Raw genomic sequence first — 22,380 nt, forward strand, 5'->3', positions numbered from 1 at the left:
GCTCACTCACGCCTGGGGTGTGGTCCATGAATCTGGAGCTCAGCGAGGAGCAGACAGCCGCACGTCAGCTCGCCAAGGACTTCGTCGCGCGCGAGATCACCCCGAACGTCGTCGGCTGGGACCGCGCCGAGGAGGTCGACCGCGGCATCGTGAAGAAGCTCGGCGACGTCGGCTTCCTGGGCCTGACCATCGACGAGGAGTACGGCGGCTCGGGCGGCGACCACCTCGCGTACTGCCTGGTCACCGAGGAGCTGGGGCGCGGCGACTCGTCCGTGCGCGGCATCGTCTCCGTCTCGCTCGGCCTGGTCACCAAGACGATCCAGTCCTACGGGACCGAGGAGCAGAAGCGGCACTGGCTCCCGAGGCTCACCTCCGGCGAGGCGCTCGGCTGCTTCGGCCTCACCGAGCCCGGCACCGGCTCCGACGCCGGCAACCTGACGACGAAGGCCGTCCGCGACGGCGACGACTACGTGATCAACGGCTCCAAGATGTTCATCACGAACGGCACCTGGGCCGACGTCGTCCTCCTCTTCGCCCGCTCCACCGACGCCCCCGGCCACAAGGGCGTCACCGCCTTCCTGGTCCCCACGGACACCGCAGGCCTCACCCGTCGCACCATCCACGGCAAGCTCGGCCTGCGCGGCCAGGCCACCGCCGAACTGGTCCTCGAGGACGTCCGCGTCCCCGCCTCCGCGATGCTCGGCAGTGAGGGCAAGGGCTTCTCCGTCGCGATGGCGGCCCTGGCGAAGGGGCGCATGTCGGTCGCCGCCGGCTGCGTCGGCATCGCCCAGGCGGCGCTCGACGCGGCGGTCGGATACGCGGCCGAGCGCGAGCAGTTCGGCAAGTCCATCGCCTCGTACCAGCTGGTGCAGGAGCTGATCAGTGACATCGCCGTCGACGTGGACGCCGCGCGCCTGCTGACCTGGCGCGTCGCCGATCTCATCGACCGGGGCGAGGACTTCGCGACCGCCGCCTCGAAGGCCAAGCTCTTCGCCTCCGAGTCCGCGGTGCGCTGCGCGAACAACGCCCTCCAGGTCTTCGGCGGTTACGGCTACATCGACGAGTACCCGGTCGGCAAGCTCCTGCGCGACGCCCGCGTCATGACCCTCTATGAGGGCACCAGCCAGATCCAGAAGCTCATCATCGGCCGCGCGCTCACGGGCGTCTCGGCCTTCTGAGCACCGCCGCCTTGCGGGTGAGTACGTCGATGAGTACCGGAGCGGATGGGGGTGCGCCCCCATCCGCTCCATGCTGTCGGTCATGAGTGACACACCGGTCAAGCGCCAGACCACCAACGCCTTCTACGGACAGGCCGTCGCCTCCTTCGCGCTCGCGCTCGCGGCGACCGCCGTCGGGGTCTACCGGCTCGACGCCAGCGGCTGGGTCCGCGGCTTCCTCGCCATCGCCGTCCTCTATCTGACGACCTCCGCGTTCACGCTCGCCAAGGTCATCCGGGACCGCCAGGAGGTCGATCAGGTCGTCAGCCGGATCGACCAGGCCCGCATCGACAAGATCCTCGCCGAGCACGACCCCTTCAAACCGGCTGCCTGACGCACGGAACTAAGCGCCCGCTCACCTCTAGGGGTATGGTGTGCGTCCTGTCCACGGGAGGATGTGAGCGAGCGATGAGCGCGGAGCGGCAAGCCGACAACGAGGGTGTCGAGCGTGTCACCGACGACATGTCCTGGGCCGAGGTCACCCCGGACGCGGCCAGGCGGCTGCTGATCGCGGCCGTCGAGGCCTTCGCCGAGCGCGGCTACCACGCCACCACCACCCGGGACATCGCGAGCCGCGCGGGCATGAGCCCGGCGGCGCTCTACATCCACTACCGGACCAAGGAGGACCTGCTCCTCCGCATCAGCCGCATCGGCCATGAGAAGGCGCTGGAGATCCTCGTGGAGGCGGCGGCCCGCGAGGGCACCGCCACCGAACGGCTCGCCGACGCCGTACGGTCCTTCGTCCGCTGGCACGCCTCCCGTCATCTGACGGCGCGCGTCGTGCAGTACGAGCTGGACTCGCTGGGCGAGGAGCACCGGCCCGAGATCATCGCGCTGCGCCGCCGGAGCGACGCCACCGTGCGCGAGATGATCAACGACGGTGTGAAGGCGGGGGAGTTCGACGTCCCCGACGTTCCCGGCACAGCCCTGGCCGTGCTGTCCCTGTGCATCGACGTGGCGCGCTGGTTCAACACGGAGGGCCGCCGGACGCCCGACGAGGTCGGCGCCCTGTACGCCGACCTCGTCCTGCGGATGGTGGGAGCCCGCGTCCCGTAGGGCTCAGGGCATACGGCACGCAGCACACGGCACACTCGGCCCCGCCAAATGGTCGGAATGCGTCATTTCCATGCATTCGGTCGATGACAAGGCGTCAGAGTTCTTCAAAAATCAGTGCACCTCGGCCATCGAGGCGGGCGCAGGTCCGCACGCACTCAGCTGCAGGCTCGGCGTCTGCGCAGGCCGGGGGTCAGAGGTTCCCGGCGATGCGGGGACCCCCCAGCACAAGAGGGGCTGAGTTGAAGAGCAGAACTGGCCGAGCGCGGCCATTCAAGGCATTCTGCGCTCTGGGCGCCGCGACGGCGCTGTGCTCCGTCGCCATCCCGGCCGGAGCGACGGCGGGGGGCGATCATGCCGGCCCGCCGACGACCACGCACCACGTCAAGCCGTCGTACAGACCAGGGGACATCAAGAGATGTCCGTCGGGAACGACGACGTTCATCAATACGTCGCACCTGAAGTGGGGCGACCGGAGCGAGAGTTACTCGAAGGGCTCCACCTCCTTCAAGGCCACGGTCGACGCAAAGGGCAAGTACCTCAGCTTCACGACCAACTCGCCCAGTTTCACGGTCTACATCGAGGGGCGGCGCCACGGGGACCACCGCGCCGGCGGGGGCAGCAAGGCCTACGACACCTACGCCTACACGGGTACGCCCGGTCATCCGAACTATCCGTCGGACACGGGTCTGCACGCGCCGTCGGCTCGGGACGGGAAGCCGGAGAAGATCCACCACTATCTGGTCTGCGGGCAGCCGGCGCCGGTGGTCCCTCCGGGATCGTGTGAGGCGTCGGGGTCACTCTCCGCGTACGTCCACGGGTCCGACGTCACCTCGTACATCCCCAAGGGCGCCTGGAGCAGCACGGCCACCGGCATCGACGTGGTGAACGTCGAGGGCAACAGCATCACCAACACGCAGATCCCCACGGGTACCGACGTCATCAACTCCATCGCGACGAACTCGGTGACCGGACAGTCCGTGGCCACGGCGAACAACAACCACGTCTACATCCTGAAGGGCACCGGGCTCGACCCCAGCGTCTCGCCCAACCCGCTGACCGATTCGGGCACGGGCCAGATCAGCTTCTCCGGCGGGTCCGCGACGACCACCGGCGTCGCGATGGACGCCGTGCACAACAAGGCCCTGATCGGGCTGAGCATCGGGGGCAAGGCGGGGTTCCAGTTCCTCGACCTCGCCACCAACACGTTCGAGCCCCCGTTCACCACGCAGAACCCGGGCGGGCAGATCTCCGAGGACCCCCTCGTCGATCCCATCCGCAACCTCGTCCTGTCCCCCTCGGAGGACAACAACTACGAGATCGTGAACGTGGCGAACAGCACCTCGCCCCAGTTCTTCGAACACCCGGTGACAACAGGCGGGGAACTCGACTCCGCCGCGGAGGACTGCTCCACCGGGATCATCATGGCGCCCGCGGAGTTCAGTAGCCCGTCGCAGGTCGAGATCGCGGACATCAACAACCCGGGCACCGCGCCTCACGCCGTGTTCACCCCTGGCTCGCCCGGGTCATGGACGGCACCCGAGCAGGTCCAGACGCTGACCGGCTCGGTCCTGAGCGCAGGAGCGTCCGCGGCGTCAGTGGCGCAGGGCACCCACACAGGTGTCATCACCGGAGAGTTCGGTGGGCAGAGCCTGACCGCAGTCGCGCTGCCGACGACATCCGGTGCCGGAGCCACCCCGGCCATCAGCGACTGGGTCACCTGTGCGACCGGCGGAACCTTCTCCATGGGACTGGATCCGCACACCTTGGTCGCGTACCAGTCGCCGAACGGTGGACACGCCATCGCCCTCATGGTCAATGCCGGAGCGACCCAGATGGTCGCGGTGGACCTGACCAAGATGCTCGACGGCACGACGGTCCCGGCGACGGGCCACGTGTGCACCACCCCCGGCGGGACGCTTCCTGCGACTGCCGAGACCTTCATCACCCTGCCGTAACCGGCTGCCACACAGGCGAATTCGGGGAAGCCGACGAGACCGTGAGGGTGTTCGACCCTCACGGTCTCGTCTGTGTGACTCAGGGGCCCAGGGGCTTAAGGACCCAGGGGACTCAGAGGTAGTAGCGGGACACCGACTCCGCGACGCACACCGGCTTCTCGCCGCCCTCGCGCTCCACCGTGAACGCCACCGAGACCTGCACCCCACCCGGCACGTCGTCGACCCCGGTGATCTTCGCGGTGGCCCGCAGGCGGGAGCCGACCGGCACCGGGGCGGGGAAACGGACCTTGTTCGTCCCGTAGTTCACGCCCATCTTCATGCCGTCGACCTTGATCAGCTGCGGTCCGAAGAGGGGCAGCAGGGACAGGGTCAGATAGCCGTGCGCGATCGTCGTGCCGAACGGCCCGTCCTTGGCGCGCTCCGGGTCGACGTGGATCCACTGGTGGTCACCCGTGGCGTCCGCGAACTGGTCGATCCGCTTCTGCTCGATCTCGGTCCAGTCGCTGTACCCCAGCTGCTCGCCCACCGCCGCGCGCAGCTCGTCCACCGTCGCGAAAACCCTCGGCTCTGCCATGTCCCCGGCCTCCCAAATGTATGCGTCACGCGTGGTTGTCTAAGCGCTTGCTCAGCATGCTGCGGCGGGGCCACCTGTGTCAACGACGGCAGGTCCCGGCCAGTAGGCTCGGCCCGGTGCCCCAGATTCCAGTCAAGATCCACGAACTCACCGTCGGTCAGCTGTCGGCGCGCAGCGGAGCCGCCGTCTCGGCCCTGCACTTCTACGAGGCCAAGGGCCTGATCAGCAGCCGTCGCACGACGGGGAACCAGCGCCGCTACCAGCGCGACACCCTGCGCAGGGTCGCCTTCATCCGCGCCGCCCAGCGCGTCGGCATCCCGCTCGCCACCATCCGTGACGCGCTCTCCGAGCTGCCCGAGGAGCGCACCCCGACCCGCGAGGACTGGGCGCACCTGTCCGAGGCCTGGCGCGCCGAACTGGACCAGCGCATCACCCAGCTCGGCCGCCTGCGGGACCACCTGACCGACTGCATCGGCTGCGGCTGCCTGTCCCTGGAGAACTGCGTGCTCTCGAACCCGGACGACGTGTTCGGCGAACGCCGCACCGGCTCCCGGCTGATGAAGGAGGGCCGGGACGGCGCCTGACGGGCGGCCGCTCAGCGGGGCGCCGAGACGAGCCCCGACTCGTAGGCGGTGATGACCAGTTGGACCCGGTCGCGGGCCCCGAGTTTGGTGAACAGGCGGGCCACGTGCGACTTGGTCGTGGCCACCGTGATGTAGAGCTCCTCCGCGATCTCGCTGTTCGACCTGCCGAGCCCCACAAGCGTCAGCACCTCGCGCTCCCGCTCGGTGATCCCCTCGACCGGGCGCGCGGGGCGCCCCGGCGCCTGCTCGGGGCGGCCCACGAAGTCCGCGATCAGGCGGCGCGTGACCCCCGGCGCGATCAGCGCGTCCCCGGCGGCGACGACCCGGATCGCGGCGAGGATGTCGTCGAGCGCCATGTCCTTGACCGCGAAACCGCTCGCTCCGGCGCGCAGCGCGCCGTACACGTAGTCGTCCTCGTCGAAGGTGGTCAGTACGAGCACGCGGGGCGCCCCCGGGCCGGCGGTGACCAGGCTCGTGGCCTCGATGCCGTTCATGCCCGGCATCCGGATGTCCATCACGACGACGTCCGGTGCGGTCTCCTTCGCGAGGCGCACCGCCTCCTCGCCGTTCGCGGCCTCCCCGACGACCTCGAGGCCGGGGGTGTCGGCGATGAGGACCCGCAGGCCGGAGCGCACGAGGGGCTGGTCGTCGGCGAGGACGACGCGAATGCTCATCGGGCGCCGGCCTCCGTATTCGTGTCCGTGTCCGTGCCGGGCGCGGCGGCGACCGCTACCGGATCCGGCAGGGGCAGCCGCGCCGCGACCCGGAAGCCGCCCTCCGCGCGCGGCCCCGCGCTGAACGCCCCGTACAGCAGGGCGACCCGCTCCCGCATGCCGGTGATCCCGAATCCCGCTCCCGGCTCCGCTTCCCGCATCCCGCGCCCCTCGTCGACTATTTCCACGGACAGCTCTTCCTCCTCGAAACCGATCTCCACCCGGCACCGGTCGACGCCCGCGTGCCGGACCACGTTGGTCAGCGCCTCCTGCACGATCCGGTACGCCGACAGGTCGATGTCGGGCGGCAGTTGACGCCGCCGCCCGCTCCACCGCAGGTCGACCCGCACGCCCGCGTCGGAGGTCCGCTCCGCCAGGCGCTCCAGGTCGGCGAGGCCCGGCGCGGGGGAGTGCGGCACACCCTCCGCGGTCGCGGCCGGCGCGGACCTGCGCAGCGCGACGAGGGTGCGCCGCAGCCCCGACAGGGTCTCCCTGCTGGTGGCCTCGATGGCGCGCAGGGCCTCCCGGGCCTCCAGCGGCTGGGTCTCGATGACGCGGCTGCCGACGCCGGCCTGGATCGCGATGATGCCGATGCTGTGCGCGACCTGGTCGTGCAGTTCGCGGGCGATCCGCAGGCGCTCGGCGGTGATCGCGTCGGCCAGCTCCCGTGACCGCAGCGCCGCCTGGTGCGTACGGCGCTCACGGGACAGGAGCCCGACCATGCAGCAGGTGGCGAGGGCGAGGAGGGCGACCGTGCCGAGGGCGACGAGGTTGTTCCCGATGCCGCCGAAGGCGGGGACCATCAGCAACTGGGTGAGGAACGCCAGGGTCACCGCGACGGCGCAGACGGTCCGGGTCCGCGTGGCGACGAGGTAGCCCACCGCGATGTCCACCGCGAGGAACGGCAGGAGGGCGATCGCCCCGGGATTGCCGGCCAGCGGGGGCACGACCGCCGCGCCGAGCAGCATCATGACGAGCGCGACCAGCGGCCGCCGCCGCAGCGCCGGGACGAGCAGCACCATGGCGAGCGTCGAACCGCCCGACCTGAGGCCGGGCTCGGTGTACGGCGAGCCACCGACCTCCGGCAGCACGACAAGGAAAGGGAACACCGCGGCCGAGAACCAGACCAGGGCGGTCCTGGACGTGCCTGGTGTGCGCTTCGGGGGCGGGGGTACGGCGATGGCTTCCACACCGTGGATCGTAGGCGCGCGGCCTCGCGAGGTCATGAGCCCACGGGCTTCATCCCCCGGGCCCATGCGCGGCCGCGGAAGTGTCTTGCCCCGCACGGTACTTGGGAATGAACATGACCTGAGGCCGGATCACCGTGACGGGGAGGCGCCGATGGGACTCGCCATCTGCTCACTGAAGTACGAGGCCGCACGCTCGGGCCCGCAGAAGATCACCTACGACCACGACGGCTACCACCTCGTCCGCTTCCCCTACGGGGCGGGTGACGAGTCGTACGACCCCTGGAAGATGCACGACCCGGCGAACGGCGGGGGCGCCGGGTCGAAGTACCCCGACGCCCACGCGGGCCTGATCCACCCCAGTCACGACGGCTGGGGCACCCTGTCCGCGCTGGTCTTCTGGGAGCCGGACACGGGACCCCGCGAGTTCCGGGCGCGCTTCGTGCGCGACCCGCTGTCCGGCTCGACGGGCTACGACTCGACCGCCACCACGGACTCGGCGCCGACCGGCGGCGGTCAGTACCGGTCGTACACCTGGCAGATGTTCGTGCACCCGGGAACCCCGGTCGGCCTGAAGATCTCGGCGCGGGGCGCGGGCGACGCGCTGGTCCGCACGCCGCTCGTCCTCGCCGAGTTCAAACTGGCCATCCAGACGGACGTGATGACACCGGGCGGCTGAGGGGCGGTGGGTCGCGGCGCGGCGACGCGCTCACGCCGAGACGAGGACCCTGGCGCGCCGGGCGTCGGCCAGGGAGGCGGGGGTGAGGACGGGGCGGGGCACCACGATGCCGCAGTGGGTGCAGACCGGTCCCGACGACGGCTCGTGCGCCAGGTCGTGCGTCCACAGGAGGGCGGATCCGGCGCACACGGGGCAGCCCGTGCCGGGTTCGCGCTCCAGGGCCGCGATCAGCCGGCGCAGGACCTCCGCGAGGGGTTCCGAGGGGTGCACTCTCGGGTCGTCGCACCAGGCGACGCCGCAGCCGCCCCAGGTGAGCCGGTGCCAGTCGTCGAACGTGCCCGGTCTGCGCAGCCCGTCGTGCTTCTCCTTGCGGCGGCGCTCGGCGAACTGGGCCTCGTACGCGAGCCAGACGGCCCGCGCCTCCTCGAGTTCGTCGACCGCGGCTGTCAGCCGCGCCGGCTCGGGGGACCGGTCCTCGGGATCGAACCCGGCCCGCGAGCACAGGTGGTCCCAGGTCGCCCGGTGCCCGTAAGGGGCAAACCGCTCAAGGCACTTGCGCAGCGAGTACCGCCGCAGTGCCAGATCATTGCGCGGGTCGCGCGCCTGTCTCGCCAGACTCCGGAATCCGGCCATCGCCCTGCACCTCCGTCACACGTACATGTACTTCGGCGTCGTCGTCGTACGGACGTCCCCGAATAGACGTATCGACACTCGATTCGGATCCCTCTCCGTCCATCCGATTTCCGATGGATTCCATCAACGGCCCCCAGGGTGTGTCCTGCGGGGCCGCCGCGTCCCGGGGGACGCGTGTGGTGATTCCGAAAAGGTGACGCTTGTTCATCTTCTGTCGCCCCCCTACCGCCGGTAACCTCCGGGCCACCATCGTCGGGAGGACCACCATGCTCTGGCGCAGCCCACGAACCACCCAGCACCGAAGTCTCCGCGGAACACTCACCGGCACGGCGGCCGCCGCGGTGTTCGTCCTCACGGCGGGGCTGCTGTCCCCGGCCGGCCAGGCGACCGCCGCGGAGCCGGCCACCGATTACTGCGGTCATCAGTGCGCGGACATCCTGCCGCCCGGCGCCAACGGCAGCGCCACGCTGACGGAGATCCTCGGCCATCGCCTCTTCGGCACGCAGCCCGCCCACGCAGACGATCAACTCGGCCCCTACGACGCGCTCGCCGCCGGGTACCCGTCCCTGACGGACGACACCCTCACCCAGTTCTTCAACGACTCCTCCTTCGGGGTCCCCGATGGTCAGGTCGGTTCCGTCACGCGCCCCCGCGACGATGTGACCATCACCCGTGACAAGAAGAACGGCGTACCCCACGTCAAAGGTTCCACGCGCTACGGAACGGAGTTCGGCGCCGGCTACGCCGCAGGTCAGGACCGGCTCTGGCTGATCGACCTGTTCCGGCACATCGGCCGGGGCGAGCTCACCTCCTTCGCGGGCGGCGCCCTCGCCAACCAGGGACTCGAGCAGGAGTTCTGGCCGCAGGCCCCGTACACCGAGCAGGACCTGGAGAAGCAGGTCGCGTACATCCGCACCAGCCAGGGCGCCCGCGGCAAGCAGGCGATGGACGACGCGCAGGCCTATATCGACGGCCTCAACGCCTACCGGGTGAAGGCGAAGGACGGGCGCTACTTCCCCGGCGAGTACGACCTGACCGGCAAGATCGACCCCATCACGAACGCGGGCGAGATCCAGCCGTTCAAGGTGACCGACATGATCGCGCTCGCCTCGGTCGTCGGCGGCCTCTTCGGGGGCGGCGGCGGGGGAGAGGTCGACCAGGCCCTCTCGCTCCTCAAGTCCCAGCAGAAGTACGGCGTCCGCCGCGGCACCGAGATCTGGGAGTCCTTCCGCGGCCGCGACGACCCCGAGGCCGTGACGACCATCCACGACGGCACCCGCTTCCCCTACGGGGCGAAGCCGGAGAACCCGCGCGGCGAGGCACTGCCCGACAAGGGCACCGTCGAGACCGAACCCCTCGTCTTCGACCGTGAGGGCTCCGCCAAGCCGGCCCAGGCGACGAAGAAGACCCCCGTCGAGGCACCGGCGCGGCTCAAGCCCCTGCAGGGCATGTACGACAAGGGCGTCCTGCCCGCGGACATGTTCAGGAACTCCGAGTCCAAGAAGGGCATGTCCAACGCCCTCCTCGTCTCCGGAAAGCACACCGCGTCCGGACACCCCGTCGCCGTGTTCGGCCCGCAGACCGGGTACTTCGCCCCGCAGCTGCTGATGATGCAGGAACTCCAGGGCCCCGGCATCAGCGCGCGCGGCGTCTCCTTCGCGGGCGTCGGCATGTACATCCAGCTCGGCCGCGGCCAGGACTACGCCTGGTCGGCGACCTCGGCAGGCCAGGACATCACGGACACGTACGCGGTCGACCTCTGTGAGCCGGGCGGCGCCAAGCCCACCAAGCAGTCCACGTCCTACCTCTTCCACGGCACCTGCACGCCCATGGAGAAGCTGGAGCGCAAGAACGCCTGGAAGCCGACCCTCGCCGACTCCACGGCCGCCGGCTCCTACCGGATGCAGGTCTTCCGCACCAAGTACGGCATCGTCACGCACCGCGCCACCGTCGGCGGCAAGCCCGTCGCCTACACCTCACTGCGCTCGACCTACCGGCACGAGGCCGACTCCATCATCGGCTTCCAGATGCTGAACGACCCGTCGTACGTCAAGAACGCCGCGACGTTCGAGAAGGCGGCGCAGCACATCAGCTACGCCTTCAACTGGTTCTACGCCGACTCGCGCGACATCGCGTACTACAACAGCGGCGCCAACCCGGTGCGCGCCGACGGCGTCGACGCCTCCTTCCCGGTCAAGGCCCGGAAGGCCTACGAGTGGCGGGACTTCGACCCGGCCGACAACACGGCCGCGTACACCCCGCCGTCCCAGCACCCGAACTCGCTGAACCAGGACTACTACGTCTCCTGGAACAACAAGCAGGCCAAGGGGTTCGGCGCCGCCAACTTCAGCCTCGGCGCCGTGCACCGCGCCGACCTGCTCGACGGCCGCGTGAAGAGGCTCGTCGCCGACGGCGGCGTCACCCGGGCCTCCCTCACCCAGGCCATGGAGGAGGCCGCCGTCACCGATCTGCGCGGCGAGCAGGTACTCCCCGAGATCCTCAAGGTCGTGCGCAGCAAGCCGATCGACGACCCGGCCCTGAACAAGGCCGTGCAGCAGCTGGAGGCCTGGCGCAAGGCGGGCGCCCAGCGCAACCAGACCTCGGCCGGCTCGCACACCTACGCGCACCCCGACGCCGTACGCGTCATGGACGCCTGGTGGCCGCTCCTGGTGAAGGCCGAGTTCGAGCCGGGGCTCGGCGCCGGCCTGTACCGCGCGCTCACCGGCGAGCTGGCGATCGACGAGTCCCCGTCCGCCGGGCACGGCCCGACCGGCTCCCACGCGGGATCGGCCTTCCAGTACGGCTGGTGGGGCTACGCCGACAAGGATCTGCGTACGGTCCTCGGTCAGCCGGTGAAGGGGAAGCTGGGCGCCGCCTACTGCGGCGGCGGCAAGCTCGCCGCCTGCCGTGACGTCCTGCTCGCCACGCTCGCGCAGGCCGTCGCGAAGCCCGCGACCGAGGTCTACCCCGGCGACGACGCGTGCAAGGCCGGCGACCAGTGGTGCTCGGACACGATCATCCACCGGGCACTCGGCGGCATCACGCACCGCGCGATCCAGTGGCAGAACCGTCCGACGTACCAGCAGGTCGTCGAATTCCCGTCACACCGGCCGTAGTCGACCCACCGGGCCGGGCGTGTGACCTCACATGCCCGGCCCGCCGCTGTCCGCCCTACTTGTACGTGAGGTACCGGGCCCGCACCTCGCGGAACGCGGCCAGCTCGTCCTGCCAGCCCCCGACCACCTCGTCCGTGGACGCCCCCGCGTCGATCATCGTCCGCACCCGCGTGGACCCGGTGAGCTTGTCGATCCAGTTGTCGGAGCGCCAGGCGAAGTCCTTCCAGACCTTCTTCGCCGTCACCAGGAGCCCGACGCCGGTGCGCACCGGGTCGTACGCGGCCCGGTCCCTGACATGGATCTGCACCCCGCCGATCGTCCTGCCCTGGAACTTGGAGAACGTCGGCGCGAAGTACGCCTCGCGGAAGTCCACGCCGGGCAGGGCGAGTTCATTGGCGGCGGCCGCCCAGCGCCCGTCGACGCCGTCGGCGCCGAGCAGCTCGAAGGGGCGGGTCGTGCCCCGGCCCTCGGAGAGGTTCGTGCCCTCGAACAGACAGGTGCCCGAGTAGACGAGCGCGGTGTCGGCCGTCGGCATGTTCGGGCTCGGCGGCACCCAGGGCAGCCCCGAGGCGTCGTAGAAGTCGCGCCGCTTCCAGCCGCTCATCCCGACCGTCTCCAGGTCGACCGGCTTCGCCAGGTACTCGCCGTTGAACAGGCGTGCCAGCTCCGTGACCGTCATCCCGTGGGCCTGCGCGATCTCACGGCGGCCGACGAACGTGGCGAACTCCTTGTGCAGCACGGGCCCGTAGGCACCCCGGCCCGTCACCGGATTCGGCCGGTCGAGCACCACGAACCGCTTCCCGGCGAGCTGCGCGGCCTCCATGCAGTCGTAGAGCGTCCAGATGTACGTGTAGAAGCGGGCGCCCACGTCCTGGATGTCGAAGACGACCGTGTCGACACCGGACGCGGTGAAGATGTCCGCCAGTGGCTGACCGCTCTTCAGATAGGTGTCATAGACGGGCAGTCCGGTCGCCGGGTCGTCGTAGCGGCCCTCCGAGCCGCCCGCCTGCGCGGTGCCGCGGAAGCCGTGCTCGGGCCCGAACACGGCGGTGAGGCGCACGCGTTCGTCGGCGTGCATCACGTCCACGATGTGCCGGACGTCGCGGGTGACACCGGTCGGGTTGGTCACGAAGCCGACCTTCTGGCCGGCGAGGATCCGGTATCCGTCGGCCGCGAGCCGCTCGAAGCCGGTGCGGAGCCGGCCGCCGTCCTGCTCCGCGGCGAGCGCGGGGGACGCCGCACCCGCGGTGGCGGCCACCGCGGAGGCGGTGGTGGCGGCGAGCAGGCTCCGTCTGGACACGTTCATGGGGTGACCTCCGTGATCGCGCAAGCTGGCATGTGCACGCACGCTAACGTGCGGCACGCGTCCGCGGAACGAAGCCGCACACCGGCACCCCTTCCGCTCGGCTGACCGACTGCTTAGTCTGTGACCCAAGCCGAGTCAAGGGAGACCGATGGTGGACAGCCTGCGGGGCACAGGGGTCGTCGTCACCGGAGCGGGAGGCGGCATCGGAGCCGCCCTCGCCCGCCGCTTCGCCGCGTCGGGAGCGCGCGTCGTCGTCAACGACCTGGACGCCGGGAAGGCGAAGGCGGTCGCGGACGAGATCGGCGCCAGAGCGGTACCGGGAGACGCGTCCGGGATCGTCGCCGAGGCCCTGGACGCCCTCGACGGCAGCATCGACGTCTACTGCGCCAACGCGGGGCTCGCCTCCGGCGGCACCGAGGACGCCGACGAACAGATCTGGGCCGACGCCTGGGACGTCAACGTCATGGCCCACGTCCGCGCGGCGAAGGCCCTGCTGCCCGGCTGGCTGGAGCGCGGCAGCGGCCGCTTCGTCTCCACCGTCTCCGCGGCGGGCCTGCTCACGATGGTCGGTGCCGCGCCCTACAGCGTCACCAAGCACGGCGCGTACGCGTTCGCCGAGTGGCTGTCCCTCACCTACCGGCACCGCGGGATCAAGGTCCACGCGATCTGCCCGCAGGGCGTGCGCACGGACATGCTGACCGCCGCCGGATCGGCCGGGGAGCTCGTCCTCGCGCCGACCGCGATCGAGCCCGAGGACGTCGCCGACGCGCTCTTCGCGGGCATCGAGGAGGACCGCTTCCTGATCCTGCCGCACCCCGAGGTCGCCGGGTACTACGCGGCCCGCGCCGCCGCCCCCGACCGCTGGCTGTCGAACATGAACCACATCCAGCAGAAGATGGAGGCCGCGCAGCAGTGACCACCTCGATCTACGCGGCCAGGCCCTGGCTCGGACAGCTCTCCGAGGCCCAGCGCGCCCCCGTCACCCCGGCGGACTCCGTCCTCCACGCCTTCCGCGCGGCGGTCCGCACGGCCCCCGACCGCACCGCCGTCGCCTACTTCGACGGCCGCCTCAGCTACCGGGAACTCGACGCGCTCAGCGACTCGGTGGCCGGGCACCTCGCCGCGCGCGGCCTGGAGCGCGGCGACCGGGCCGCCCTCATGCTGCAGAACTCCCCGCACTTCGTGATCGGCCTGCTCGCCGCCTACAAGGCGGGCGCGACCGTCGTCCCCGTCAACCCGATGTACAAGTCGGGCGAGGTCACCCACGTCCTGCACGACGCCGACGTCACCGCCCTCATCTGCTCCGACCGGGCCTGGGAGACGTACCTGCGCGAGACCGCCGCGGACTCTCCCGTACGGATCGTGCTCACCGCCTGTGAGCTCGACCTCCAGACGCGCGGCGACGAACGGGTCCTGAAGTTCGAACGCGTGGAGCCGCAGGCCGAGGACGCGGACGACCTCCTGACCGTCGCCCGGCAGGGCAACGCGGCCCCCGAAGGCCGCGACCCGGGACCGGACGACATCGCGCTCATCAGCTACACCTCCGGCACCAGCGGCACCCCCAAGGGCGCCACGAACCTGCACCGCAACATCGCGTACAACGCCGAACGCCAGCGCACCGGACTCGGCATCCCCGAGGGCGCCACGTACTTCGGGCTCGCGCCGCTGTTCCACATCACCGGCATGGTCTGCCAGTTGGTGTCCTCCTTCGCGAACGCGGGCACCCTCGCCCTCGCCTACCGCTTCGAGGCCGGCGTCGTCCTGGACGCCTTCGCGGAGCACCGGCCGGCCTACACCGTGGGCCCCTCCACCGCCTTCATGGCGCTCGCCGCCCACCCGGCCGCGACCCGCGCGCACTTCGCCTCGTTCGACTCGATCTCGTCGGGCGGGGCGCCGGTGCCGCCCGCCCTCGTGGAGAAGTTCCGGACGGCCTTCGGCCCCTACATCCACAACGGCTACGGCCTCACCGAGTGCACCGCGCCCTGCGCCACCGTGCCGCCCGGCAAGGAAGCCCCCGTCGACCCCGCCTCCGGCACCCTCGCCGTCGGCGTCCCGGGACCCGACAGCGTCGTCCGGATCGTGGACGACCTCGGCCAGGAGGTGCCGTTCGGCGAGCAGGGAGAGATCGCCGTGCGCGGCCCCCAGGTCGTGCCCGGCTACTGGAAGCGCCCCGACGCCACCGCCGAGACCTTCCCCGACGGCGAACTGCGCACCGGTGACATCGGCTTCATGGACGCCGATGGCTGGCTCTACGTCGTCGACCGCAAGAAGGACATGATCAACGCCTCCGGCTTCAAGGTCTGGCCCCGCGAGGTGGAGGACGTCCTCTACACCCACGAGGCCGTCCGCGAGGCCGCCGTCGTGGGCGTCCCGGACCCCTACCGCGGTGAGACGGTCAGGGCGTACGTGAGTCTGCGTCCGGGCGCTTCGGTGGGCCCCGACGAGCTCGCCGCCCACTGCAAGGAACGGCTCGCCGCGTACAAGTACCCGCGCGAGGTGGAGATCCTGCCGGAGCTGCCGAAGACCACAAGTGGGAAGATCCTCCGACGGGAACTGCGTTCCCGTGAACGGACCGACTGATCGCAGGAGAAAGCAGGTGGCGGCAGTGCCCAGGACGACGGACTCGGACGGTACGCCCGTCCCGCAGAGGCTGCTCGCCGCCGCCACCCGGCTCTTCGCCGAGCGCGGGTACGACCGCACCTCGGTCCAGGAGATCGTCGAGGCGGCCGGCGTCACCAAGGGCGCGCTCTACCACTACTTCGGCTCCAAGGACGACCTGCTGCACGAGATCTACGGGCGGGTGCTCCGCCTGCAGCAGGAACGCCTCGACGCGTTCGCGGACGCCGACGCGCCCGTGGAGCGGCGGCTGCGCGACGCCGCGGCCGACGTGGTGGTCACGACCATCGAGAACCTCGACGACGCGTCGATCTTCTTCCGCTCCATGCATCACCTCAGCCCGGAGAAGAACAAGCAGGTACGGGCCGAGCGGCGGCGCTACCACGAGCGGTTCAGGGCCCTGATCGAGGAGGGCCAGAAGACCGGCGTGTTCTCCACGGCCACGCCCGCCGACCTGGTCGTCGACTACCACTTCGGATCCGTGCACCACCTCTCCACCTGGTACCGCCCGGGCGGGCCACTCACCCCGCAGGAGGTCGCCGACCACCTGGCGGACCTGCTGCTGCGCGCGCTGCGGCCGTAGCCACGGGCAAGGGCACGGGCAAGGGCACGGGCATGTGTAAGGGGCGGTCGCCATGGCGACCGCCCCTTACACATGGACATCGGGGACCGTCAGTGGTCGTCCCAGTGGCCGTCGTGCGCCGCGTGCCGGTGGCCGTCGTGGACGTAGTCGACGTGGTCGCCGTGGGTGACGGACTCGTGTCCGCAGTCCGGGCCGTGGCGGTGCTCGTGGCCCTGGTGCGTGGTGTGGGCGCCGGGCTCGCACTCGTCCCAGTGACCGTTGTGCTCGGCGTGCAGATGCCCGTCGTGCGCGTAGTCGACGTGGTCGCCGTGCGGGACCGCGGGGTGGCCGCAGCCCTCACCGTGGGTGTGCTCGTGCACCGGGTGTTCGTGGTGGAGAGTGGTCATGGCTCCAGGCTAGTCGGAAATGTCCGGATCATTCCGTCAAGGACTGTGCCGGCGACACGGAGTTCACTCCAGTTCGCACCAGTTCACACGACCATCGCCACGGCGAACACGGCCAGCGCCACCGAGCACGCCACCGCCACGACGGCCGCGCGCCGGGTCATCGCCGGCGGCGACGTCTCGTGCAGCGCCAGATCGCGGATCCGGCAGTGCGCCACCACCAGGAACCCCAGCCACACCAGAAGACACAGGGCCGCGGCCACCAGATGCAGCGTGCCCACGCCACCGTGGAGCGTCGTCTTGACCGCGAGAACCGCCGCCACGGTGCACGACAGGGTCGTCCGCCGCCACGCGAGCCGCGTCCGCTCGGGCTGAAGCCCAGGATCACGCCCAGCCGCCGACTCCTCACCGGGGACGGCGCCCGAGCCTGCCGGCTCCTCGCCGACGGCGCCCGTCGGCTCCTCCTCCGGGACCGCGCCCGAGCCCGCCGGCTCCTCGCCAGGGACCGCGTCCGTGCCTACCGGCTCCTCCTCCGGGACCGCGCCCGAGCCCGTCGGCTCCTCCTCCGGGACCGCGCCCGAGCCCGCCGGCTCCTCGCCAGGGACCGCGTCCGCGCCTACCGGCTCCTCCTCCGGGACCGCGCCCGAGCCCGCCGGCTCCTCGCCAGGGACCGCGTCCGCGCCTACCGGCTCCTCCTCCGGGACCGCGCCCGAGCCCGCCGGTTCCTCGCCGGGGACCGCGTCCGTGCCCCCGCCCCCCGACTCCTCGCCCCCGCCCCCGGGCGGCCCGTTCACCCCGCCCATCCGGCCAGTACGACCACCACCATCGCCACGGCCACCAGCGCCACGATCACGCTCAGCAGGGCCGGGAAGCGGGAGGCGGGCAGGTCCTCGCCGCGTCGCATCGCCCGCTCGCAGCGCACCCAGTGGCTGACGGCCCGCAGCGCGCACAGCGCACCCGCCGCGAGCAGCGCGAGCGCGAGGCCGGCCCGCCAGGCCCAGCGCAGGTCCGGCAGGAACTGGTCCACGGCGAAGCCGCCGCCGATCAGCGCGAGCGCCGTGCGCAGCCAGGCCAGGAACGTGCGCTCGTTGGCCAGCGAGAAGCGGTAATCGGGCGTCTCGCCCTCGTCCCGCACCCGCTCGGGCGCGAACCACAGGCGGACGCTGCGCACAAATTCGATCACGGGGCGACCTTATCCGGCCTGCCCGGGCGCTCTCCCCGGGTCCGTGCCCTGCGCACGGAACGCCCGCAGCCGCTCGTACGCGTCGAACCCGTCCGGCACCCAGGACCACTCGGGAATCCGCCGCTCCAGCTCCTCGTCGGTGAGGAAGGCGTGCCAGGCCACCTCCTCCGCCTGCGGGTCCACCGGCAGCTCGCAGCGCACCTCGTACAGGGACGACCACCAGGTGCGGCCCGCCCCGTCGTCGTACAGGAACTTGAACAGCGGGGTCGGGCGGGGGAGTCCGGAGACGCCGAGTTCCTCCTCCGCCTCGCGCAGCGCCGCGTCGTCGTAGGACTCGCCGGCGCCCACGACGCCGCCGACGAACATGTCGTAAAGCGACGGGAACACCAGTTTCTGCGGGGTGCGGCGGTGCACGAAGACCCTGCCCTCGGCGTCCCTGGCCTGGATGAACACGCAGCGGTGCCGCAGGCCGCGGGCGTAGGCCTCACCGCGCGGGGCCTGCCCGACCACCCGGTCGAGCTCGTCGACGATGTCGAGTACCTCCGCGGCGGGGTCCGGGGCGGCGGCGTCCATGGGATCGGTCATGCGCCCATGAGATCAGACCTCGGCACCTGCCCGGTCCCCTTCCCGGGGGCCCGTCGTCGGCATCGCGGGGTGCATCCCCAGCAGCACGATCCCCGCCACGATCGCCGCGAGCCCCGTGACCTGCCAGGCGAGCGCCCCGGCATCCGTGTGCAGCTGGTCCCCCATGAACCCGACCCCGCACGCGATGCCCGCCAGCGGCTGCGCGGCGGTCAGCGCGGGCAGCGACATCCGCAGGGGCGCCATCTCGAAGGCGCTCTGTACGAGGATCAGGCCGGCGACACCGAGGACGACGACCCCGTACGGCTGCCAGCCGGTGAAGAGCTCCGACCAGCCCCCCGCCGAGAACCGCTGCCCGCTCATCCGTGTCAGCGAGTCCTGCACCCCGTACAGGAGCCCGGCCGCCACCGCGAGGAGGACCGGTGCGGAGCCGAGCCGGGACTTCTTCGCGTACGCGGTGAGCAGCAGCGCGCCGCCCACCATCAGGCCGATGATCAGCCAGCGCCGCAGCGGATCGCTGATCGCGGCGCCGCTCTGTGGCTGCCCCGCCACGATGAAGGCCGTCACCCCGCCCGCGAGGAGGGCGAGGCCCGACCAGCCCTGCCGGCCGAGCGGCTGGCGCGTCTGATGGCGCGAGAGGGCGAGCGCGAACAGGAGGTTGGTCGCGAGCAGCGGCTCGACCAGGGAGATCTCCCCGTTGCTCAGCGCTATGGCGCCCAGCACCATGCCGCACACCATGAAACCGATGCCGAACAGCCAGCGCGGCACCCGCATGAGGTCCAGGAGCAGGCGCGGCGAAAGGAAGTCGCCCAGCGGGGCGTGCTGCGCCGCGTTCTGCTGGAGCACGAATCCGATGCCCAGGCAGAAGGCGGCGGAGACGGCGAGGACGAGTACGAGTACCGACACGCTGCGCACCTCGAGAAATGCAGGTATCAAGACCGGCCGTGGGCGGATCGTTGCACGGGTGTGAAGCCGACGATAGCGCCCCGCCACAGGCGCTGCCCCGCGAGTACCCCGGCCGCCGAGGTTGACGCGGCACACCCCCGTACCCAAGATCTGACCCACCGGTAACTTTCGAGAGGGACGGACCCCCATGACGACGTACGACGCGGACGTGATCGTGATCGGGGCCGGCCTCGCCGGGCTCGCGGCGGTGGCGGAACTCGTGGACGCGGGCCGCAAGGTGATCCTGCTCGACCAGGAGCCCGAGCAGTCGATCGGCGGCCAGGCGCACTGGTCGTTCGGCGGCCTCTTCTTCGTCGACTCGCCCGAGCAGCGCCGCCTGCGGATCAAGGACAGCCACGCCCTCGCGCTCCAGGACTGGATGGGCACCGCCGGCTTCGACCGCGAGGAGGACCACTGGCCGCGCCGGTGGGCCGAGGCGTACGTCGACTTCGCGGCGGGCGAGAAGCGGTCCTGGCTGCACGGGCAGGGCGTGCGGTTCTTCCCCGTCGTCGGCTGGGCGGAGCGCGGCGGCTACGACGCGAACGGGCACGGGAACTCGGTGCCCCGCTTTCACATCACCTGGGGGACCGGACCGGGGCTCGTCGCACCCTTCGAGCGCCGGGTCCGCGAGGGCGCCGCGCGCGGACTCGTCGACCTGCGCTTCCGGCACCGCGTGACCGGCCTGTCCCGCAGCGCCGGCGCCGTCGACACTGTCAGCGGCGAGATCCTCGAACCGTCGTCCATCGAGCGCGGCCAGGGCAGCAGCCGCACCGTCACCGGCTCCTTCGAGCTGAAGGCCCAGGCGGTGATCGTCACCTCCGGCGGCATCGGCGGCAACCACGACCTCGTCCGCGCCAACTGGCCCGAGCGCCTCGGCACCCCGCCCGAGAAGATGCTCTCCGGCGTGCCCGCGCACGTCGACGGCCTGATGCTCGGGATCACCGAGGACGCGGGCGCGCACCTCATCAACCGCGACCGCATGTGGCACTACACCGAGGGCATCGAGAACTGGAACCCCATCTGGGCCAGGCACGGCATCCGCATCCTGCCGGGCCCGTCCTCGCTCTGGCTCGACGCGCGCGGCGACCGCCTGCCCGTGCCGCTCTTCCCCGGCTTCGACACCCTCGGCACGCTCGACCACATCATGAAGACCGGGTACGGCTACACCTGGTTCGTCCTGAACCAGCGCATCATCGGCAAGGAGTTCACCCTCAGCGGCTCCGAGCAGAACCCCGACCTGACCGGGAAGTCCGTGCGCGGCGTCATCGACCGGGCCCGCGCCGACGTGCCCGCGCCCGTCAAGGCGTTCATGGACCACGGCGCCGACTTCGTCATCGAGAAGGACCTGCCCGCCCTGGTCCGCGGCATGAACGCGCTCACCAAGGAGCCGCTCATCGACGAGGCCGCCCTGCGCCACACCCTCGTCGCCCGTGACCGCGAGATCGCCAACCCCTTCACCAAGGACCTCCAGGTGACCGCGATCCGCGGCACCCGCAAGTTCCTCGGGGACCGGCTTATCCGTACCGTCGCGCCGCACCGCATCCTCGACCCGAAGGCCGGCCCGCTCGTCGCCGTGCGCCTCAACATCCTGACCCGCAAGTCCCTCGGCGGCCTGGAGACCGACCTGTCCTCGCGCGTCCTGACCGCGGGCGGCGAGCCGCTGCCGGGCGTGTACGCGGCGGGGGAGGCCGCCGGGTTCGGCGGCGGCGGCGTGCACGGCTACCGGTCCCTCGAAGGGACCTTCCTCGGCGGCTGCCTCTTCTCCGGCCGGACGGCGGGCCGTGCGGCGGCCGACGCGACCGGCTGAATCTCGACTTGACAGCGTGCCGGTCCGTATCGAAAGGAGCCAATGCGCTGTCTCGTGTCACCAATCCAACAGTGCAGGTGGAGACGGTAGTTGGCGGACGGCGAACGCGAACTCGGGGGATTGTGAAACGAGTTGGTGAAGACCAACTCTTGGTCTGCCCTTGACTCGGGGCACCCGGTACCGCTTTGCTGTCCGTGATCACCTCAAGCAAGCCGCGTCGTAGAGGACTTCCCGCGGTGCCCCCACCTCCGCCACCCCTCGGGCGTGCCCGCAGACGGGCCGCTCACATCTTCGACCCCGCGCTCGACGACGCAGACCTCGTGGCTGCCCGTGCGGCCCTCGCGCAGGGCCGCTGGACCGAGGTCAGGGAGCTGCTCTCGGCCACCGGCGACGACTGGGACCGCCGGGGCCACCGCATCGCCGTCCTCGCCCGCGAGTCCACGACCACCGCCTGGGTCGACGACTGGCGCCTGGCCGAACCCGAGTCGTCCGACGCGGCCGTCCTCCTCGCCCTCGCCGCCGTCCAGCGCGCCCGCATCGGCAAGAAGCGCCCCGACAAGGCCCGCGACGCCTGCCGGGAGGCCGCCGCACTCGCGCCCGCCGACCCCACGCCCTGGCTCGGGCTCCTCCTCCTGGAACGGGACATGGGCCGCGAGGAGGACGTCGTCCGCCTCTTCGACGAGATCCGCCACCGCCACCCCGAGCACCACCACGCCCACCACCTGATGGTGGCCCGGCTCGCCGAACGCCGGGCCGACGCGGGCCAGGACCCCCTGCACGAGGTGTACGACTTCGCGTCCTGGGCCGCCGAGCAGGCGGGCCCCGGATCACCCCTCGCCGTCCTGCCCGTCGTCGCCCACGCGGAGCGCTACCGCGTCCTCGCCACCGCCGGCAGCGAACCGCCCGACCCCGTGGCGTCCGGGCACTGGACGGGCCGCCGCGCCCGCCTCGCCATGAAGGCCGCCTTCGACTGGTGGCTCGAATGGGGCACCCCCGAGCGGCCCGCCCACCCGCGCGGCCGCGTCGACCTGAACTTCCTCGCCCACGCCAAGTCCTGCGAGGGCAGGCCCGCGGAGGCCGCCGCCCTGTTCCACCGCATCGGCCCGCACGCCACCCCGGCCCCGTGGTCGTACCCGGACCGCGATCCGCACGAAGCGTTCCGTGCCGCGCGCAGATCCGCGCTCGGCACGGCCTAGGAAGCCCAGGACGCCACCTCACGTCCGCACCAGCAGCGCTCACCAGCGGCACTCCTCCACAGGGA

General features: G+C 71.3%; 22 protein-coding genes. 12 read left to right on the forward strand and 10 right to left on the reverse strand.

What is annotated here, in order from left to right; genetic code table 11:
• Window positions 1–26 precede the first annotated feature (26 nt).
• From EOT10_RS12995 to EOT10_RS13010, 4 genes are all read left to right on the forward strand, one after another.
• Window positions 27–1,178: an acyl-CoA dehydrogenase family protein gene (locus tag EOT10_RS12995; RefSeq protein WP_127828321.1), complete on the forward strand. Its 1,152-nt coding sequence runs from the start codon at window positions 27–29 to the stop codon at window positions 1,176–1,178.
• Between the two features lie 82 nt (window positions 1,179–1,260).
• Window positions 1,261–1,551 carry a YiaA/YiaB family inner membrane protein gene (locus EOT10_RS13000; protein WP_127828322.1) on the forward strand — a complete coding sequence of 97 codons (291 nt, stop codon included), beginning with the start codon at window positions 1,261–1,263 and terminating at the stop codon, window positions 1,549–1,551.
• Between the two features lie 74 nt (window positions 1,552–1,625).
• Window positions 1,626–2,273 carry a TetR/AcrR family transcriptional regulator gene (locus EOT10_RS13005; RefSeq protein WP_127828323.1) on the forward strand — a complete coding sequence of 216 codons (648 nt, stop codon included), beginning with the start codon at window positions 1,626–1,628 and terminating at the stop codon, window positions 2,271–2,273.
• 239 nt (window positions 2,274–2,512) lie between these two features.
• Window positions 2,513–4,228, forward strand: coding sequence for a hypothetical protein (locus tag EOT10_RS13010; RefSeq protein WP_127828324.1), 1,716 nt, complete (start codon window positions 2,513–2,515; stop codon window positions 4,226–4,228).
• Between the two features lie 112 nt (window positions 4,229–4,340).
• Here EOT10_RS13010 and EOT10_RS13015 read toward each other — a convergent pair whose 3' ends face one another.
• Window positions 4,341–4,802 carry a MaoC family dehydratase gene (locus EOT10_RS13015; RefSeq protein WP_127828325.1) on the reverse strand — a complete coding sequence of 154 codons (462 nt, stop codon included), beginning with the start codon at window positions 4,800–4,802 and terminating at the stop codon, window positions 4,341–4,343.
• A 116-nt stretch (window positions 4,803–4,918) separates the two neighbouring features.
• Here EOT10_RS13015 and soxR point away from each other — a divergent pair, with 116 nt between their 5' ends.
• Window positions 4,919–5,386 carry a redox-sensitive transcriptional activator SoxR gene (soxR, locus tag EOT10_RS13020; RefSeq protein WP_127828326.1) on the forward strand — a complete coding sequence of 156 codons (468 nt, stop codon included), beginning with the start codon at window positions 4,919–4,921 and terminating at the stop codon, window positions 5,384–5,386.
• 11 nt (window positions 5,387–5,397) lie between these two features.
• Here the strand turns inward: soxR and EOT10_RS13025 are convergent, their stop codons facing one another.
• Together EOT10_RS13025 and EOT10_RS13030 are read right to left on the reverse strand one after the other, a co-directional pair.
• The gene (locus EOT10_RS13025; RefSeq protein ID WP_127828327.1) at window positions 5,398–6,060 is read right to left on the reverse strand and encodes a response regulator; all 663 of its coding nucleotides are present in this window, start codon (window positions 6,058–6,060) and stop codon (window positions 5,398–5,400) included.
• Window positions 6,057–7,289: a sensor histidine kinase gene (locus EOT10_RS13030; protein ID WP_223280957.1), complete on the reverse strand. Its 1,233-nt coding sequence runs from the start codon at window positions 7,287–7,289 to the stop codon at window positions 6,057–6,059. Before EOT10_RS13030 ends, EOT10_RS13025 begins: the two co-directional genes overlap by 4 nt.
• A gap of 151 nt (window positions 7,290–7,440) precedes the next feature.
• Between EOT10_RS13030 and EOT10_RS13035 the strand changes: the two genes are divergently transcribed.
• Window positions 7,441–7,965: a hypothetical protein gene (locus tag EOT10_RS13035; RefSeq protein WP_127828329.1), complete on the forward strand. Its 525-nt coding sequence runs from the start codon at window positions 7,441–7,443 to the stop codon at window positions 7,963–7,965.
• Window positions 7,966–7,995: 30 nt separating this feature from the next.
• On the opposite strand, the gene EOT10_RS13040 is transcribed toward EOT10_RS13035, so the two are convergent.
• Window positions 7,996–8,598, reverse strand: coding sequence for a hypothetical protein (locus EOT10_RS13040; RefSeq protein WP_127828330.1), 603 nt, complete (start codon window positions 8,596–8,598; stop codon window positions 7,996–7,998).
• A gap of 266 nt (window positions 8,599–8,864) precedes the next feature.
• On the opposite strand from EOT10_RS13040, the gene EOT10_RS13045 reads away from it, so the two are divergent.
• Entirely contained in the window at window positions 8,865–11,714 is a 2,850-nt protein-coding gene (locus EOT10_RS13045; protein ID WP_127828331.1) for a penicillin acylase family protein, read from the forward strand.
• A gap of 55 nt (window positions 11,715–11,769) precedes the next feature.
• On the opposite strand, the gene EOT10_RS13050 is transcribed toward EOT10_RS13045, so the two are convergent.
• A complete protein-coding gene (locus EOT10_RS13050) occupies window positions 11,770–13,020 on the reverse strand; it encodes an exo-beta-N-acetylmuramidase NamZ family protein (protein WP_127828332.1) in 1,251 nt (416 codons plus the stop codon).
• 148 nt (window positions 13,021–13,168) lie between these two features.
• On the opposite strand from EOT10_RS13050, the gene EOT10_RS13055 reads away from it, so the two are divergent.
• The 3 genes from EOT10_RS13055 to EOT10_RS13065 are packed head-to-tail and all read left to right on the forward strand — an operon-like array spanning window position 13,169 to window position 16,219.
• Window positions 13,169–13,936 carry an SDR family oxidoreductase gene (locus tag EOT10_RS13055; protein WP_127828333.1) on the forward strand — a complete coding sequence of 256 codons (768 nt, stop codon included), beginning with the start codon at window positions 13,169–13,171 and terminating at the stop codon, window positions 13,934–13,936.
• Window positions 13,933–15,600 carry a class I adenylate-forming enzyme family protein gene (locus EOT10_RS13060; RefSeq protein ID WP_127828334.1) on the forward strand — a complete coding sequence of 556 codons (1,668 nt, stop codon included), beginning with the start codon at window positions 13,933–13,935 and terminating at the stop codon, window positions 15,598–15,600. The genes EOT10_RS13055 and EOT10_RS13060 overlap by 4 nt, the downstream gene beginning before the upstream one ends.
• A gap of 25 nt (window positions 15,601–15,625) precedes the next feature.
• Window positions 15,626–16,219 (forward strand): TetR/AcrR family transcriptional regulator, encoded by a 594-nt coding sequence (locus EOT10_RS13065; RefSeq protein WP_127828600.1) that lies wholly within the window; start codon window positions 15,626–15,628, stop codon window positions 16,217–16,219.
• 89 nt (window positions 16,220–16,308) lie between these two features.
• Here the strand turns inward: EOT10_RS13065 and EOT10_RS13070 are convergent, their stop codons facing one another.
• The 5 genes from EOT10_RS13070 to EOT10_RS13095 form a co-directional block, all read right to left on the reverse strand.
• Window positions 16,309–16,605 carry a hypothetical protein gene (locus EOT10_RS13070; RefSeq protein WP_127828335.1) on the reverse strand — a complete coding sequence of 99 codons (297 nt, stop codon included), beginning with the start codon at window positions 16,603–16,605 and terminating at the stop codon, window positions 16,309–16,311.
• An 83-nt stretch (window positions 16,606–16,688) separates the two neighbouring features.
• A complete protein-coding gene (locus EOT10_RS43110) occupies window positions 16,689–17,396 on the reverse strand; it encodes a DUF202 domain-containing protein (RefSeq protein WP_431313284.1) in 708 nt (235 codons plus the stop codon).
• Window positions 17,393–17,785, reverse strand: a complete 393-nt coding sequence (locus EOT10_RS13085) for a YidH family protein (RefSeq protein ID WP_127828336.1) — start codon at window positions 17,783–17,785, stop codon at window positions 17,393–17,395. Before EOT10_RS13085 ends, EOT10_RS43110 begins: the two co-directional genes overlap by 4 nt.
• A gap of 9 nt (window positions 17,786–17,794) precedes the next feature.
• The gene (locus tag EOT10_RS13090) at window positions 17,795–18,370 is read right to left on the reverse strand and encodes an NUDIX hydrolase (RefSeq protein ID WP_223280958.1); all 576 of its coding nucleotides are present in this window, start codon (window positions 18,368–18,370) and stop codon (window positions 17,795–17,797) included.
• Window positions 18,371–18,382: 12 nt separating this feature from the next.
• Window positions 18,383–19,273, reverse strand: a complete 891-nt coding sequence (locus EOT10_RS13095) for a DMT family transporter (RefSeq protein WP_127828337.1) — start codon at window positions 19,271–19,273, stop codon at window positions 18,383–18,385.
• A gap of 187 nt (window positions 19,274–19,460) precedes the next feature.
• Between EOT10_RS13095 and EOT10_RS13100 the strand changes: the two genes are divergently transcribed.
• Together EOT10_RS13100 and EOT10_RS13105 are read left to right on the forward strand one after the other, a co-directional pair.
• Window positions 19,461–21,119 carry an FAD-binding dehydrogenase gene (locus tag EOT10_RS13100; protein WP_127828338.1) on the forward strand — a complete coding sequence of 553 codons (1,659 nt, stop codon included), beginning with the start codon at window positions 19,461–19,463 and terminating at the stop codon, window positions 21,117–21,119.
• Between the two features lie 236 nt (window positions 21,120–21,355).
• Window positions 21,356–22,315, forward strand: a complete 960-nt coding sequence (locus EOT10_RS13105) for a hypothetical protein (protein ID WP_189491519.1) — start codon at window positions 21,356–21,358, stop codon at window positions 22,313–22,315.
• The last annotated feature ends 65 nt before the right edge of the window (window positions 22,316–22,380 follow it).

Source organism: Streptomyces antnestii, assembly GCF_004005495.1.
GTDB lineage: Bacteria > Actinomycetota > Actinomycetes > Streptomycetales > Streptomycetaceae > Streptomyces > Streptomyces antnestii.